Consider the following 15,639-nt stretch of genomic DNA (forward strand, 5'->3'; position numbering starts at 1 on the left):
GAACATGTCCCTCAGGTAGGGATCGGACCGCGACGACACAAGCGCAATCTGCGCGTTTCTTCGCGCGGCGCCACTTTGCGCAATGATCCGCGGCTTTGCGGCGAGGCGGGACCGTACCGCGCAGGGTTGACGATTCGCGGCGGCGTCGGACATCTTCACGCCATCGCATGGCCCCTGCCCTTCTCATCCATTCGCAAGATTCAAAGATTTCAAGGAGTGATCAAATGGCAAATCTGTTGTTTCGCCGTGTCTTCGACCTGTCGACCCTGCATCCGGGCGATTTCCTGCTTGGCAGCTCCAGCGCGACCGAGACCCTGATCACGATGACCTTCGGCACGCGGGTTCTGACCGTCTCCGGCGTGTTCACCCTCACCGATGGCGAAGTGACCGGCGGCACAGTGACCGGGATCTCGCTGCGCGACGGCGGCGTGGCGCAATTCGACATGACGAGCCTCGCGCTCGATGTCGACCGGTTTCAGGCGCTGCTCGCCGATGACGATCTGGCCGGGGTGATGGCGGGCAATGACCGCTTGACCGGCACCGCTTCGGCGGATCGGCTGAGCGGCTTCGACGGTGCGGACCTGCTGTCGGGACTTGGCGGCAATGACGCGCTGTTTGGCGGCGCGGGGCATGACACGCTTGATGGCGGCGCGGGCAACGACAGCATGATCGGCGGCGCGGGAGACGATCTTTACCGCGTCAACAGCACCGCCGACAGCGTCACCGAACTCCGCAACGGCGGCTTTGACCGGGTGGAAACCACGCTGTCGAGCTACACGCTCGGGCGCAATGTCGAGGCGGTGACCTTCACTGGCGACGGCGCCTTTCGCGGCACCGGCAATGGCGGCGACAACCTGATCCGGGGCGGCGGCGGCGCGGATTCGCTGAGCGGCCTTGCCGGCGACGACACGCTGAGCGGCGGCAATGGCAATGACACGCTGGTCGCCGGCGAGGGCGATGACCTTCTGGTCGGCGACGCGGGCGGCACCGAGGCGTTCCTCACCGCCTCGACCCCCGCGCCCAGCAATCCGGACCGGCGCATCACCCTCACCTCGGGCCTGCCCGAAGCCGCCCCCGGCGGTACCACCACGCTCACCGGCACGATCAACAATGCGGCAGGCGGCAATGTCATCAACCTTGCCTTCGTGCTCGATGTCTCGGACAGCATGGGCTGGGCCTTCACCGGCACGGATGTCGGCGATCAGAACGGCGACGGCGTCGCCAACGCCCGGCTCGACGCGGCCATTGCCGCCTTCGCGCAACTGGTCGAGACGATTGCCGCGCTTGGCCTGTCCGATCGCGTCAACATCGCGCTGATCCCCTTTGACAACACGAGCGCGATTGCCGCCACCGGCTCGCCCGTCTCGGATGCGAATGGCAATGGCGTGGCCGATATCATCGACGCCGCGCGCGCGCTCGATCATGATGGCAGCACCTATTACGACGCCGGGCTGCAATCCGCGATCACCTTCTTCAACGCCGCCCCCGATGGCAGCAACCAGGTGTTCTTCCTCTCGGACGGCGAACCGAACGGCAATGATTACAGCACGATGCTGGAACGGCTCGGCGATCCCGCGGGGATCAACGCGCAGATCCGCGCGCTCGGCTTCGAGGCGGCGGGAAGCTACTACGACGTTCTCGACCTGCTCGATGACGGGGTGCTGAACAGCTCGGCGATCGACGTGACCGACCCCGCCTCGCTGAATGCCGGGCTGCTTGGCTCGCAGGTCTCGACCGAAGACATCGCCGGGCTCGAGGTCTGGCTCAATGGCACGCTTGTCGCGACGCTGACCCCCGATCAGTTCACCCAGACCCCGTTCGGCTGGCAATATTCGGTCACCCTCCCCGGGCTCGACACCACCGGCACCAATGTCGTCGAAACCCGGCTGGTGCTGAACGATGCCGATGGCACCACCGTCACCAACACCCAGACGATCACCGTGGGCGGGCTCGCCTCGGACGACTCGCTGTCGGGCGGGGGCGGCAATGACACGCTGGACGGCGGCGCCGGGATCGACACGCTTTCGGGCGGCAGCGGCGACGACATCTACCGCGTCGACACCAGCGGCGACCGGATCATCGAAGCCACGGGCGGCGGCACCGACACGGTCGAAACAACGGTCAGTTTCACGCTCGACCGCACGATGACCGCGAATGTCGAAAACCTCGTGCTGCTCGGGTCGGACAACATCAACGGCACCGGCAATGCGCTGGCCAATCGCATCACCGGCAACAGCGGCAACAACGTGATCGAGGGGATGGGCGGCGCCGACACGCTGATCGGTGGCTTCGGCAGCGATTTCGTCTCGTTCCGCAACGAGACGGCCGTGACCGTCTCGCTCAACAGTGGCGCGGCGACCCTGCCCGGCGGCGGCGACGTGCTGAGGCTTGTCGATTTCGAGAATGTCATCGGATCGGCCTATGCCGACAGCATCTTCGGCGACACGCAGGACAACGTGCTGATCGGCCTTGGGGGCGATGACACGCTGAATGGCTATGGCGGCTTCGACACGGTCGATTACTCTGCCGCGACCTCGGGGCTGACGGCAACCCTGTCGAGCTGGGGCGATACCGTGCGCTCCGCGAACGGCGCCGAGGGCATCGACTATCTGAGCAGCATCGAGGCGGTGATCGGATCGCGCTTCGCCGATACCCTCACCGAGAGCAGCTATTACATCACCGACAACCGGCTCGACGGCGGCGAGGGCAATGACCTGCTCACCGCGGCTTACGGCGATGACACGCTGATCGGCGGCGCGGGCAACGATACGCTGGCGGGCGGCGGGGATTACGGCTCGACGCATTACGTCGACCTTGTGGATTATTCGGCGGCCACGGCGGCGATCAGCGGCGCGCTTGCAGGCACGATGACCGGCACCGCCACCGGCCGCGACGTCCTGTCGGGGTTCGAGCATATCGTGGCCACCGGCTTTGCCGACAGCATCACCGGCTCGGATGTGGCGGAATGGATCGAGGGCGGCGCGCAGCGCGACACGCTGTCGGGCGCGGGCGGAAATGACACGCTCGATGGCGGCGCCGGGATCGACGTGCTGAGCGGCGGCGCGGGCGACGATCTGTTCTACGTCGATGTCAGTGGCGACCAGGTCCGTGAAAACGCGGCCGAGGGCAATGATACGGTCATCGCCGCGGCGGGCTACACGCTCGCCGATGTCGATGTCGAGAACCTGACCCTCACCACCACCGCGGGCGTCACCGGCACGGGCAACGCCGCCGACAACGTGCTGATCAGTGGCGCCGGGTCGGATCTGCTGATCGGTCTGGCGGGCAATGACACGCTGGCGGGCAATGCGGGCGATGACACGCTGCGCGGCGGGTTGGGCAGCGATGTGCTCTCGGGCGGCGACGGCATCGACTGGGTCGATTTCACCGATCTGACGACCGGGGTCAGCGGCGCGCTCACCACCTGGGGCGACGCAAGCTTCACCGCCGGGGTCTCGATCCTCACCCTGAACGGGATCGAGAATATCGCCGCCACGAACCGGGCCGACAGCCTCGCGGGCGGTTACGCCGCGAACATCCTTCTGGGCAATGGCGGCAACGACACGCTGAGCGGCGGCGACGACAATGACACGATCGACGGCGGCGCGGGGGATGACCAGCTCGACGGCGGCTCTGACGATGACCTGCTGACCGGCGGGGCGGGCAATGACTCGATCTTCGGCGATTACGGCTATGACACGATCCTTGGCGGCGTCGGCGACGACACGATCGACGGTGGCAGCTATTTCGACCTCGTCACCTATGCCGCGCTCACCACGGCAGGCATCCGCGCCGATCTGTCGACCGGGGTGGTCACCGGCGAGGGCACCGATCATCTGAGCAATGTCGAGTGGATCATCGCCACCGACCGCAACGACGTGATCCTGTGGAACAACAGTTCGGGCACCTACACCGACTTCCGCTTCGAGGGCGGCGCGGGGAATGACTCGCTTTCGGCCTCTGACGGCGATGACACGTTGATGGGCGGCAGCGGCAGCGACACGATGGTGGGGGGCGAGGGCAGCGACACCTACGAGGTCGATCGCAGCACCGATGTCGTCATCGAGATCGATCCCTACGGCTATCATGACACCGTGATCAGCTCGGTCAGCTACACGCTGGGCGCCTATGTCGAGAACCTGACCCTCTCCGGCACGGCCAGCCGCGGCACCGGCAATGCGCTGAACAACGCGCTGACCGGCACTGCGGGCGACAACACGCTGTCGGGCGATGCCGGAGCCGACACGCTCCTTGGCGGGTTGGGGCAGGACACGCTGGATGCGGGGGCCGACGCAAGTTCCGACGTCTTCCAGTTCACCGCGGTCGCGGACTCGGCAAGCGGCGCCGCCGACCGGGTCCTGAACTTCAACATCGCGCAGGACCGGCTGGATCTTTCCGACGTCGACGCCGATGCGCGCGACAGCGGCAACCAGTCCTTCAGCTTCCTCGGCACGGCGGCCTTCACCGGCACGGCGGGCGAGTTGCGCGTCAGCCAAAGCGGCGGAATGACCTATGTTCAGGGCGACACCGATGGCGACGGCACGGCGGATCTGGTGATCGAACTGGCTGGCACGCTGACGCTGTCGGCGGGCAACTTCTATCTGTGACGCGCAGGCGGCCTCGCCCTGACAACCGCGCGACCGGCACTGCGCCCGGTCGCGCCCTCAGACCCGCGGTGACGCGCGCGCCGCTCCCTTTGCGGCGGCGCCCGTCCTTGCGCGTCAGGCGGCAAAAACCCGGAGCAATCCCCCCTGCCCGCGCATCCGGGCTCGCCCGGACCGGACCCACGGCCTGAACGATCGTTTCATCCCATTTGGACCAAGCCGACAAATGCTGGCGCAATAGTAGCAATTTGACTTCATTGGTACCTGCTGCGCTATCGCGGTCCGCAGGCTCCAGACTTCGGTAACGGGGCCACCTCAGTCAAGCTGTTTTGCGCATGCGCCGCCGCCCGCGGAAACGGGGTTTCCCTCTTTGTCTCAGCAGCCGTTCTGTTCGACCCTCTTCTTTTGAGATTACCCCGGGTGCATGCTTCGGTCCGTGGTCGGCGCGTTGGCCGCCAACATGATGCTGGTTCAATGCAATTCCGGTGTGCCCATCTCATTGGCGTGCTCGACCGGGTCGGCATCAGTCCTGACCACGGCATCACCGGAACCGCGTCCCTGGGGGACCTCGAGGGCCTGCAATCAGGCCGACGACCGCTTGGAACTCCGAGTTTCAGGCCACATCGGGCGCCTGAACATTGACTCTGAAGTCGGCGTCATCGACCCACATCCGGTGCAGGATCACTGCGATGCGTCTGGCCAAAGCGACCATCGCCCGCTTGGCACCACGGCGGCGGGCGAGCTTGGCGCCCCATGTTCTCAGCCACGAGGCTCGCCCGCCAATCGTCGGAAAAACAGTCCTGTCTACGCGCAGTCGGTTATCATTTGGTCTGCGAGCGGCATCCCGGAACAATCCTGGTGGCTTTTGACCCCGTCCAGGGGCTTGGGAGCCGCCCGCATCTTCGATGTCATCCTGCACAGTTGCTTGGGGCCGATCCAGGGCCCCGCAGAACAGGACAAGGACCATGATGCACCAACTCTATCTCGGCGTCGACGTTTCCAAGGATCGGCTTGACGTGTTTCCCCCGCAGCGCGGAGTCTCCCAGATCGACAATGCCGCCTCGACGATCCGCACCTTCGTTCGCTATGCCAGCGCGAAGGGCACTGGGTCGTCTTCGAGGCGACGGGCGGTCATGATGACCGGGCGTTGCGCGAGGCGCTGGAAGCGGCGAATGTGCCCTTCTCGCGTCTCAATCCCCGGCAAGCGCGCGACTTCGCCCGCGCATCGGGGCTTCTGGCCAAGACGGATCGTGTGGATGCCCGCATGCTGGCGGAGTTCGGACGTCGCATGCAGCCGCCCCGGACGGCCGCCACACCCGAGATCCGCGCACAATTACAGGCGCTTGCAACGCGCCGCAGACAGCTGGTCGAGGCGCGCAAGGAGGAGATGACCCGCCTTGCCCAAACGGCCGATCCGGTGGCGAGGGCCGATATCCGCGCCATGGTCACGATCCTCGGGCGGCACATCCGCGACTTCGACGCCCGCATCATGGCGCTGATCGCCCGCGATCCGAAGCTGACCGAGGTCTCTCGTCGCATGCAAAGCGTCCCCGGTGTCGGCCCCATCGTGGCGGCCACGCTGATCGCGGAGCTGCCGGAGCTCGGAGGCCTGTGTCGCAGACGCATCGCGGCGTTGGCGGGCCTAGCCCCCATCGCGCAGGACAGCGGCAAGCTTCGCTGGCCAAGCGTTGCATTCGAGGCGGCAGGGCCAATGTGCGCAGCATGCTCTACATCGCGACCCTGCACGCTTCGCGCCACGCCGAAATCTTCCGCGCCTTCCGGACCCGAATGACTGCCGCAGGAAAACCCATCAAACTCGTACTCACCGCAACGGCACACAAGCTGCTGACGATCCTCAACGCAATGATCAAGACCGAGACGGAATTCCAAATGAGGACATGAAGCGGAATACAGTCGCCACCGGACTGTTTTCTGACCCTCCTCATACATCATCACCGTTGCCGCCTGGCACAGCGCGCGTCGAAGGTTGACGTCACCCGCTTTGGTGATCCCGCCCGAAACGTCGCGCTCGCCCGACTGGTTGCGCGAAGGCGTCAGGCCGACCCAAGGCCCGACTTTCTTTGACGAGGTGAACCGGGCAGGATCATCGACCGCAGATCGGTAGGTCAGCGCGACCACCGCACCGATCCCTGGCATCGTCATCAGACGCCGACAGACCGGATCCGCTTGGGAGAGTTGGCGGACATGGCGCTCAAGACCCGCAAGCTCCTGACGCAGCGCCGAGCGCGCGCGCAACATGGGTTCGGTTGCAGCCTCCAGCATCGGGTTGCCCGCCGACAGTTCGCGGATACGATTCTCAAACCGGCCTCGAGATATGGCCCCAACTTTGAGGCCGAAGTTCCGCAACAGCCCGCGCAGAGACATTTCCAGGGTAATGAACCCTTGTTGCACGGCTTTTCTGTCACCAAGCACGGCACGAACCTCTTGCGCAGACACCGATTTGCAGTGAACCGGCCGGAACCAGCCGAGGTGCAAGAGCCGCGCGATACCTTCGGCATCCCGACGATCCGTCTTGATCGGCATCGCCTTCAGCGCGCCTTTCACCTGCCGGGTTTCCATGAGAACGACAGGCTGTCCAGCTTCGGACAACCCGCGATGCAACCACTGCGACAACGGTCCAGCCTCAAGCCCGACGGCGGCAATTGTGCCGTCCTGCCTGCAAAGCCACCGCAACAGCGCCTCCGGCTCGCTGGCCACCTGCGCCTCCTTCATGATCTTCCCATGCTCGCTGATCATGCAGATCGCGGTCTTCTCCAGCGACACATCCAGCCCGACAAACAGCTTCATCCCGCAGCCCTCCTTCAGGATCCGATCCGGGAATGGCGCCAGCTTGCCCTCGATCTTACAACAGTAACGGGCGGGTCGTGACGCAGGCCCCGTTACGGCATCTCATTGAGTCGGCGCGGTTGCAGAACTCTGACCGTGCAGGACTCACATCCCGAATCCATGCAGTTAGACGGCAGGATGAGCCAGCCGACCCGCCCGCGCTACCGAACGACGAACTGGTCCAGCTATACCGCCTCGCTTCGCAAGGGCGGGTCGTTGCTGATCTGGCTGGACAAAGACATGGCCCGGGAGGCTCCGCGTGGCGTCAAGCCCGGTCGCCCCGCCGTGTTCTCGGATGCCGCGATCCAGTTCTGTCTGAGCATCAAGGTCCTGTTCAAGCTGCCGCTTCGACGAACGACCGGGATGGTGGCCAGCCTGCTGAAGTTGGCGGGGCTGGACTGGGCCGTACCGGATTGCACGACCTTGTGTCGGCGTCAGAGTGAGAGGGGACCGTGGCGCCCCTCGGCGCCGCGTAAGCCCCTCGAACCCTGCAGGTCCAGATCCCCTACCGTCGCGCCGATGGGCCGCTGAACCTGCTCGTTGACACTGAGCCCATGGAGCCGCCACTGGTCCAAGGCCCGTGGCGAAGGGGATCAAGTTTCTTCGCGATGGCGAATGGCAGGCCCGCAAACATGGTGTTCAGGGCAGACGCCAATGGCGCAAGGTGCATCTGGCGATGGACAGGGGCCAACGCCCGACATCCGGGCCGTCGAACTCACCCCAGCAGCGATGGCGACAGCCCGGTTCTGCAGGTGCTGCTCGCCCGGATCCCTGAAGGCGAAGCCATCGGCACGGCAACCGCCGACAGGGCCTGCGACACCCGCCGCTGCCACAGCGTCCTCATCGACCGGCTGGCCATTCCGATCATCCCGATCCGCAAGAATGGGCGAGCTTGGAAAGAAGACTGCCCGGCCGCGTTCGACATTGTCCTTGGACCGATGGCGGACACTGTCTCGCCCCGCAACGAAACCCTGCGCGCCACCCGGCACTACGGCCGAGCATTTTGGAAGCGCTGAACGGGATGCCACGTTCGAAGCCCGATCGAGGCGAAAATGCGCTGCCTCAAGGCCTTCGGCGAGCGCATCGCCGCAAGAAACCCGGACCGACAAACCGCCGAAATTCAGGTCCGAGTTGCCCTCATAAACCGTTTCAATACGCTCGGCACCGCTGAGATCGTCCGAGTAGCCTGACGTCGAAGGGGAAAGGGGCCATCATGCCTCAGGCATGAGTTGCGCAACAACGCCGCCTGAAACCACCCTGCTGGCCCTGCTTCATGCGACCCGACGAACCACCCCACAAGCAAGGGTGTTGGGGTGGCTAAGTCGTCCTCAGTGCCGCGATGCCACTTGCCCAGCGGCAGGGTACGACGCCTGTCAAATCTGCGATTGAACGGGGTCGGCGATGCTTCCGGCTATAAAAAGAGCGTAGCGGGCCGCAGGCATCACTTCGGGCCGTTCTGTTACCCCAGTTGTTACCCAAGAAGCCAGAAAAGCAAAAAGCCCGCGAGGGGTCTTTGCACGTTCCTGATTTATCAGGAATTTTGGCTCCGGCGGTAGGGCTTGGAGCCAAATTCGCAGATTCCGCAAGGCATTGGAAATAAAAGGAAAAAATCTCCGAGAAAATCGCCTGTGATACAGTTATGTGCTACACTGTAGCACAGGGCAGACCCTACACCCTTCGTCGCGTTCCGCAAGACGCAAAGCAAGCGATGGTTTTCCCCTTTGAAATCGCGGCTTCCCGGTTACGCTCATTCAGGAAAACCTCGCCGACAAGCCCTTGAGGCCCAGCATTCCGGCTTCGAAATTCGAAAGGGGAGCGTGAGGCGCCTCTAATCTTCGAAGGTCTTGCGTTCGAGGCCCAGGGTGGTCCAATCTTGCCCACCAAACGCGACCAGCGCGATATAGAGACGGCGCGTTTCAAGATCGGCTTTGAAAACGATCGTGATCCTGTGGCCTCGACCACCGTGGCGCACAAGCCAACCAGCAAGCGGTCCATCCAGGCGCATTCCCGACAGCGGATTGGCGACGATGTCGGCAACGAGCGCATCGACTTCATCGAGCCGACGCGTCGCCGCGCGCAGATCGCCTTGCGTGGTTGCGTAGATATGCTCCGCCAGAGCGCGCAGATCGCGCCCGACCAAGGGGTGGCGTATCAGCTGCATCAGCGATTGTTGCCGCTGCCGGCTGGCAAGATGGAGAGCAGGTGGTTTCGCGCGTCGCGGGTGAAGTCAGCGGAATCTGCCAAAGGCTCCCACGCCTCGAGCGGCAAGCTCAGACGGCGCTGCACCTCCACTTCGAAGAGTTTGCGCTCTTTCTCTCGCGCCGCGCGTGCGCGAGCCAGTTCGCCGGAAACCGCCGCGCTGATGTTCGGATATTCGCCGGCCTCCACTAGTTCCCGCGCAAAGGCGAAGGCTTGGTCGGTAAAGCTGACGCTTTGCTTGTGAACACCCATTGCAGTCTCCGCGACGGTAGTCTGTTGGAGCACCCTATCGCATTGCGATGTTCTCGGCAATCTTGCCAAGGCTTGATCGAGATCGTCCTGGATCAGCCGATGATCGTTGAAGTCGCTTCCGCCGCCGGGCTCGCTGTCAAAGCTCCGGGTCGCGGCAAACGGCGTTCTGCGATTTCGGGGGCGCCGACTTCAGATGCCTTGATCCGCAGGAATCTGCTCGCCCACACGCCGAAGCGCCTCCGCCGGAAACACGCCAAGCGCGCGGAAAATCTTGATGAACTCCAGCACATCAATCCGCCGTTCGCCGGATTCGATGCGCGCGATCAGCGATTGCTGGCAATGAAGCTCGCGGGCGAGATCGGCCTGGGTGAGCCCTCTCTCGCGGCGGGCGGCGGCAATCGCCTCGCAAAGCGCCCGCTGACCTTCGGTGTGGATCGTTCTCGGCATCTCGCTCCGCCCTGCATTTTGGGGCTGGCGTTAATGCGGAAAGTAGATTATCTAAAATTTAGATAATGGAGGGCAAAATGCAGGACATAGACGACCTCGACCTCGAACCGGTCACCTTTCTCGTCGAAGCCGAGATCGCTGCGCGGCAGGCGTTCGACGCGCGCATCGCACGCGAACCGGGCTTCAGCGCGCTCGCGCGCAAACGGGTCTCGCGGTATCTCGACAATCCGATCTGGCGCGGCTTGGTCGAACTGCACCTGAACGGCGCGACCAGTTTCGAGCACGGACTGATGCTGCGCGGCGCGGGTCTGTTGCGCCCCGCCCGCTTCTTCGTGCTTGCCGGAGATCTCGCGGGGCGCGAGCTCGATTGCGTCGAGTTCACCGACCTCGGCCTCGAGCAGCTTCACGGCACGCTCTCGTTCAAAGGCGCAGACGACCCGTGCCGGGAGGCGATCTACCGCGCGGTGTCGAGTTACCTTGTGATTGACCGCGGCAACGGCATCGTGGCGACCCGGTCGGCTCTCGAAGTCGCGCTCGAAATCGACGATCGGGATCTCCTCTCGCGGGCTTGCTCGCTTGTCAGCGGCTGTCCGATGGCGTTGCCGCCCCCGGCGCGGTCGAAAGGCGCGACCGAGGAGGATTGGATGGAAATGGCGGAATTCTTCTCGAATGGCGACGACGACCGGCGCGGCGCAGCGATCATCGATCTGGCCGCTCTGGACGGCATGAGCGAGCGCGCATGATGTCCGTGGCCGCGTACAGTTGGCAAGCCGCGGACACGCCAGAGGCGCGCCGCGCGGGGGAGTTGATGTCGCTTGTTTTGCCCATTGTGCGGGGGAGCGGCCCGCCGACAGTCCGCCTCTCTGATGTACCCGAAGCTCTCCGCGCGGAATTCGAGCGCTGGATGAACGGCAAAACGACCCCTGCGGAGGGCGTCTATGCGCATGACTGGTATCAATTTCGGCAAGGCGTCGCGAACCGCGCGCTGCGCGAGGCGCAGCGTGTCGCAACCGCTCTGGCCGAGGTGGGGCCGACCGCGACCGATCTGATCTCGGCGCCCATCATGCACGCGTGGATCGGCGTGCGGGACACCCGTTTTGGTGGGGCAATTCTTGTAGGGCGGCCGGAGGGTCATCCGGTTTGCCGGGGGCCGGTGAGCCACACCTCTCGCTTGTGCGGTCTCGATCTCGGTCTGACGTGGGCGCGCACGATGACGCGTTGGTATTCCCTCGGGGCTCCGGCCGATCCGCACGAGGTGCTCGATTACATTCACCGCCACGGAATCCCGCGCGATCTGATTCTCTGCGTGGACACGTTATGGACCGATCAGTCTTGGCTTTGATCTGCCAAGTGCCGCGTAGATATTGCTTCTGCGGCTAAACAGATCGCTTCGAGCGTTTGATGTCCGAAAATTGTGGACAGTGAGTCGAAATCAAACGGCTCCAACTTGCGCGAGGGCATTTCTGCGCGAAACTGGTGTTGCAGGTAATCACTCCCGATCTGCGAGACACCCGAAATGGCCAGGAAATCCCTCAAGAACCCCGTGCGCGCGGCGCATCGTGCGCGCGAACGCGCCTCTCGTGAAGCGCGCGGACTGCACGAAGCCCGCGTGATCGTGCCACGCGAGCATGACCCGATCCTGCGTGGGTGTGCGCGCAAATTGCGCACCGATCCGGCGTTTGCGGCCGCCTTGGCGGCTCTCCTCGAACTTGACGCAGCCACTCCTGATGACGCTGCGGCGGTACTGCCCCTGGCGTCCGCCGAAAAGCCCAAGGGTTGCGTTGTTCCGACGCGCAAGCAGGTGCGCAAGGCAAAGGGAAAGGGAGGCTTGGCCGAGGCGGCGCTCGGTGATCTGTTTGGTTTTGGAATCGGCGACACGGAAGGGGCTTGACGACCCAAGCGGTCATGCGGTCGAATTTCATTCGAAGCATTCAGATCCACGGCGGGCATCCACGGCGGGCATCCACGGCGGGCATCCACGGCGGGCATCCACGGCGGGTAAGGCGCCGATTGCGCGAGTCTCCGTGAGAGGCGGTCAAAGTTAGTCTGTCGTCTGAGACATTCGTGTCTTGCACAGCATAGCTCTCGGCGCCGACGTGAAGGGCGGAGGCTGTGTCAAAACCCCCTGAATCTGCTATACTTCCTCGAGTTTGGGAGGCTCGGCATGTCAGGTTTCATCGAAGGTCTGAACCGCGACCAGACAACGCTTTTCCCTGAGCGGCTGGAGGATTGGATCGGCGAGGACCATCTCGTCCGCGTCGTCGACCTGTTCGTCGAGCAGCTTGATCTGGCTTCCCTCGGCTTCCTGCGCCACGCCGCGGCGCGAACCGGGCGGCCCGGGTACCATCCGGCGGTGCTGCTCAAGCTGTTCATCTATGGCTATCTGAACCGGATCCCGTCCAGCCGCCGCCTGGAACGCGAGGCCGGGCGCAATGTCGAAGTGATGTGGCTGACCGGTCGCCTGGTCCCAGATCACAAGACCATTGCGGAGTTCCGTCGCCTGAACGGCATGGCCATTCGCAACACCTGCGCCCATTTTGTCGAGCTGTGCCGCCGGGTCGGCGTATTGAAAGGCGACTGCGTTGCCGTGGATGGCAGTAAATTCAAAGCGGTGAACAACCGGGATCGGAACTTCACCAAGGCGAAGATCGCCAGCCGTTTGGCGCATCTGGAAACCGAGGTCGGCCGTTACATCGAGGAGGCTGACCGGATCGACCGTCAGGAAACCGGCGCGGCGCGGGCCGAGCGGGCGGCCCATCTGAAGGGGCGATATCACGGCATTCGTCAGCAGATCGACCGTTTGCTGGCGATGGAAAAGGCGCTGGACGATGCGCCGGACGGGCAGATTTCGCTGACCGACCCAGATGCCCGGGCCCCGATCGCAAGAAAATGGCAACGCGCGCGCAGCACAGCGGTCACGTCGGCTATAATGTGCAGACCGTTGTTGACGCCGAGACGCATCTTATCGTGACCCATGAGGTGACGAACCAGGGCCATGATCGGGATCTTCTGGCCGCAATGGCCATGCGCGCAAAGGCCGTGCTGAAGCGCGATGACCTGCATATTCTCGCCGACAAGGGGTATTTCAGCGGGCGGGAAATCCTTGCCTGCCACCAGGCGCAGATCATCGCGACGGTGCCGCGGTCGGACACCTCCGGCGCAAGATTGAAAGGGCATTTCGTCAAGGCGGACTTCGCCTACGAGCCCGATGCCGATGTCTATCGATGCCCAGCCGGGCAGGCCTTGCCCTATCGCACGACCACCGAGCAGCAGGGGCTGCAGATGCGACGCTATTGGCGCGGCGGGTGCCCACGCTGCGAGATCAAACGCCGTTGCACGACGGGCTCTGAACGACGGGTTTCGCGGTGGGAGCACGAACATCTGGTCGAGGCATCGGATGCGCGCCGACGCAGCGCCGACGCGCCGATGCGGGTGCGAAGGTCAACCGTCGAGCATCCGTTCGGAACGATCAAAGCCTGGACCGGGCCATGCCATTTCCTGACCAAGCGGTTTCAAGGGGTGGGCACGGAAATGGCGTTGAACGTGCTGGCCTACAACATCAAGAGAATGATCTCCTTGCTGGGCATGCCGGGGTTGACGGCTGCGATCCAAAGGTGATCGCGGGAAAATCGGCGATCTCGAGCCCGAGAATGGCGCCTTTTGAGCCCGAAAGGCCCCCAAAACAGCGGTTCGGAGAAATTAGTGCTGAAAACCGCCTGAACGGGGGCGAGCGCCTGCGACTTGGTGCCAAAATCTGAGTTTTTACACAGCCTCGGCGGGAAGCCGGAGTTCGTCGCGGGGTCGACGGACGGTAAGCGGCGGCTGTTTAAGCTTACCTTTAGATGTGTCGTCGCCTTGATCAGTCAGAGCGCTACACTTTCGAGGAGTACGCCCCGCTTGTCCGTTGGGCGGAATAGCCCGACGCCACCTCCTTCGGCGGTACTAACGTGCCTGTACAAGTCAATATACTCATTGCCATGACTGTTACCTGCGCTGTCGCGCGTCGGAACCACCACAATCTTGTCAATTTGCTTCACGCCATCTGCGTAGCCGATCTCCCAAGGGCACCAGCGACTGGAGGTGGAGTTTGCGGTCGCAAGAAAGATGAACCAACTTAAGAGATTGATCCGATCTTTGATTTTCTGCGCCGTTTCGCGATTTGGTTTGGGGGGCATCGACGTATCCTCCCAATCGATGTAGACCATCCATCCTTGCGCTTGGAGATACCCTTGCAGACCCTTGGCCAGCTCTGCATCCTTGTGACTGTGAGAAAGGAACGCGGTCTGCTTTCCAGCTTGAATCGCCTCGTTTACAACTTGGTCAGACTTGCGAATTCCGGCCCTTTCGGCGTATGCGCGGATTGATGACTGATTAATCAAAGCTACCTCCCAACGTCTGCGGCACCCTACTCCGCTCCCGGCCCCTGAGAAGGCGGGCCGCTGCTAGGCCCTGACCCGTTCGGCTGCTCAGCGCCGCCCGCTTAACCGCTGCGCTGACTGCTCACCCAAGAAGCGGCGGCTCTTTCACCATCGTCAATCGGCCGCTGCCAACTTGCCCGCTAGATAGAGTAGCAAGCACATGCCTAGAAGAAGCGGAAGATGCACACCGATGACAGACGGGCTGAAAAATGCCGCAGCAACTTCTTTCGATTTTAGCTTCTTCGGTGCGATCGCGAGGTCCGCTGCTTGGTCGATAGCTCTGCCGCTGACGACAGCATACATGTCGCGGAACTGTTTTTCCAAGGCAAGATAATAGGCATCGAGCGATGCGAAGACCAATGGCACTGCGACGCCGGCCCAGATCAGCTCGGGCACCGGCTTTTGGAAAGCGACGGCGACTAACGCAGCTAGGATGGTAATGCAGAACGTCTTCGCATTGGCGCTGAAGCCCGACAGGCGCGCGATTATCGACTGGATCATGCCCAGATGCGCGACCCGCATCTGCACGAGCGACTCTTGGTTCAACGGTATGGGCGTGTTCAAGCTAATCCTCCTAGGCCTTAATGTAGTCATCGCCGCGCGTGAGCCGGTCGACAATCGTCTGCATGATCACCGGATAGGGGACGATCCGCTCTTCGAACTCATGGCGCCGCCGGTCAAACTCGAATTCGGTAGCCCCTAGCCGCGCTCGTGCCCGGCTCCAGACCTGCTCTGCGATCGCGGTATCAATCGCTTCGACGATGAGATCTGGGTCGATGGCCTGCTGCCGGTTTCGTGGACAGCTGGTTAAGCTAGCATAGCGCGGGCCTCGAACTCCATGGGGCTGAGATAGCCCAGTTTCGAATGCCGTC

The 15,639-nt window shown here is 63.4% G+C and carries 11 protein-coding genes and 4 pseudogenes; 8 read left to right on the forward strand and 7 right to left on the reverse strand.

Going from position 1 to position 15,639, the window contains the following annotated elements; all coding sequences use genetic code 11:
* Positions 1-224 precede the first annotated feature (224 nt).
* The gene (locus tag C8J30_RS13195; protein ID WP_181420874.1) at positions 225-4,607 is read left to right on the forward strand and encodes a beta strand repeat-containing protein; all 4,383 of its coding nucleotides are present in this window, start codon (positions 225-227) and stop codon (positions 4,605-4,607) included.
* Positions 4,608-5,217: 610 nt separating this feature from the next.
* Here the strand turns inward: C8J30_RS13195 and C8J30_RS19470 are convergent.
* Positions 5,218-5,382 (reverse strand): annotated as a pseudogene (locus tag C8J30_RS19470) (IS110 family transposase); the annotation flags it as partial.
* Between the two features lie 369 nt (positions 5,383-5,751).
* On the opposite strand from C8J30_RS19470, the gene C8J30_RS19385 reads away from it, so the two are divergent.
* On the forward strand, positions 5,752-6,396 hold the full coding sequence (locus C8J30_RS19385) for an IS110 family transposase (protein WP_394341938.1): 645 nt from the start codon (positions 5,752-5,754) through the stop codon (positions 6,394-6,396).
* Between the two features lie 134 nt (positions 6,397-6,530).
* Here C8J30_RS19385 and C8J30_RS13210 read toward each other — a convergent pair.
* Positions 6,531-7,412 (reverse strand): annotated as a pseudogene (locus tag C8J30_RS13210) (IS110 family transposase); the annotation flags it as partial.
* A gap of 177 nt (positions 7,413-7,589) precedes the next feature.
* Between C8J30_RS13210 and C8J30_RS13215 the strand changes: the two are divergent.
* Positions 7,590-8,641 (forward strand): annotated as a pseudogene (locus tag C8J30_RS13215) (IS5 family transposase).
* 638 nt (positions 8,642-9,279) lie between these two features.
* Here C8J30_RS13215 and C8J30_RS13220 read toward each other — a convergent pair.
* Together C8J30_RS13220 and C8J30_RS13225 are read right to left on the reverse strand one after the other, a co-directional pair.
* The gene (locus C8J30_RS13220) at positions 9,280-9,612 is read right to left on the reverse strand and encodes a type II toxin-antitoxin system RelE/ParE family toxin (protein ID WP_110806316.1); all 333 of its coding nucleotides are present in this window, start codon (positions 9,610-9,612) and stop codon (positions 9,280-9,282) included.
* Positions 9,612-9,902 (reverse strand): hypothetical protein, encoded by a 291-nt coding sequence (locus tag C8J30_RS13225; protein ID WP_110806332.1) that lies wholly within the window; start codon positions 9,900-9,902, stop codon positions 9,612-9,614. Before C8J30_RS13225 ends, C8J30_RS13220 begins: the two co-directional genes overlap by 1 nt.
* 72 nt (positions 9,903-9,974) lie before the next feature.
* Between C8J30_RS13225 and C8J30_RS19475 the strand changes: the two genes are divergently transcribed.
* The 5 genes and pseudogenes from C8J30_RS19475 (at position 9,975) to C8J30_RS13250 (ending at position 13,967) form a co-directional block, all read left to right on the forward strand.
* A complete protein-coding gene (locus C8J30_RS19475) occupies positions 9,975-10,415 on the forward strand; it encodes a hypothetical protein (protein WP_449421198.1) in 441 nt (146 codons plus the stop codon).
* Positions 10,415-11,092 (forward strand): hypothetical protein, encoded by a 678-nt coding sequence (locus C8J30_RS13235; protein WP_110806318.1) that lies wholly within the window; start codon positions 10,415-10,417, stop codon positions 11,090-11,092. Before C8J30_RS19475 ends, C8J30_RS13235 begins: the two co-directional genes overlap by 1 nt.
* The gene (locus C8J30_RS13240; protein WP_110806319.1) at positions 11,089-11,691 is read left to right on the forward strand and encodes a DUF6634 family protein; all 603 of its coding nucleotides are present in this window, start codon (positions 11,089-11,091) and stop codon (positions 11,689-11,691) included. Before C8J30_RS13235 ends, C8J30_RS13240 begins: the two co-directional genes overlap by 4 nt.
* A 174-nt stretch (positions 11,692-11,865) precedes the next feature.
* A complete protein-coding gene (locus C8J30_RS13245) occupies positions 11,866-12,240 on the forward strand; it encodes a hypothetical protein (RefSeq protein ID WP_110806320.1) in 375 nt (124 codons plus the stop codon).
* Between the two features lie 273 nt (positions 12,241-12,513).
* Positions 12,514-13,967 (forward strand): annotated as a pseudogene (locus C8J30_RS13250) (IS1182 family transposase).
* A 245-nt stretch (positions 13,968-14,212) separates the two neighbouring features.
* Here the strand turns inward: C8J30_RS13250 and C8J30_RS13255 are convergent.
* The 3 genes from C8J30_RS13255 to C8J30_RS18895 form a co-directional block, all read right to left on the reverse strand.
* A complete protein-coding gene (locus C8J30_RS13255) occupies positions 14,213-14,728 on the reverse strand; it encodes a toll/interleukin-1 receptor domain-containing protein (RefSeq protein ID WP_220033727.1) in 516 nt (171 codons plus the stop codon).
* 153 nt (positions 14,729-14,881) lie between these two features.
* The gene (locus C8J30_RS13260) at positions 14,882-15,331 is read right to left on the reverse strand and encodes a hypothetical protein (protein ID WP_146227911.1); all 450 of its coding nucleotides are present in this window, start codon (positions 15,329-15,331) and stop codon (positions 14,882-14,884) included.
* Between the two features lie 10 nt (positions 15,332-15,341).
* A partial coding sequence (locus C8J30_RS18895; protein ID WP_220033728.1) for a hypothetical protein occupies positions 15,342-15,639 on the reverse strand: 298 nt, incomplete at its 5' end.

Source organism: Rhodobacter viridis (assembly GCF_003217355.1).
Lineage (GTDB): Bacteria > Pseudomonadota > Alphaproteobacteria > Rhodobacterales > Rhodobacteraceae > Rhodobacter > Rhodobacter viridis.

What these genes read in the sequence shown, in the direction of transcription:
- C8J30_RS13195 (WP_181420874.1), top strand. Translation starts at nt 225, where the DNA reads ATGGCAAATCTGTTGTTTCGCCGTGTCTTCGACCTGTCGACCCTGCAT.
- C8J30_RS13220 (WP_110806316.1), bottom strand. Translation starts at nt 9,612, where the DNA reads ATGCAGCTGATACGCCACCCCTTGGTCGGGCGCGATCTGCGCGCTCTG.
- C8J30_RS13225 (WP_110806332.1), bottom strand. Translation starts at nt 9,902, where the DNA reads ATGGGTGTTCACAAGCAAAGCGTCAGCTTTACCGACCAAGCCTTCGCC.
- C8J30_RS13235 (WP_110806318.1), top strand. Translation starts at nt 10,415, where the DNA reads ATGGAGGGCAAAATGCAGGACATAGACGACCTCGACCTCGAACCGGTC.
- C8J30_RS13240 (WP_110806319.1), top strand. Translation starts at nt 11,089, where the DNA reads ATGATGTCCGTGGCCGCGTACAGTTGGCAAGCCGCGGACACGCCAGAG.
- C8J30_RS13245 (WP_110806320.1), top strand. Translation starts at nt 11,866, where the DNA reads ATGGCCAGGAAATCCCTCAAGAACCCCGTGCGCGCGGCGCATCGTGCG.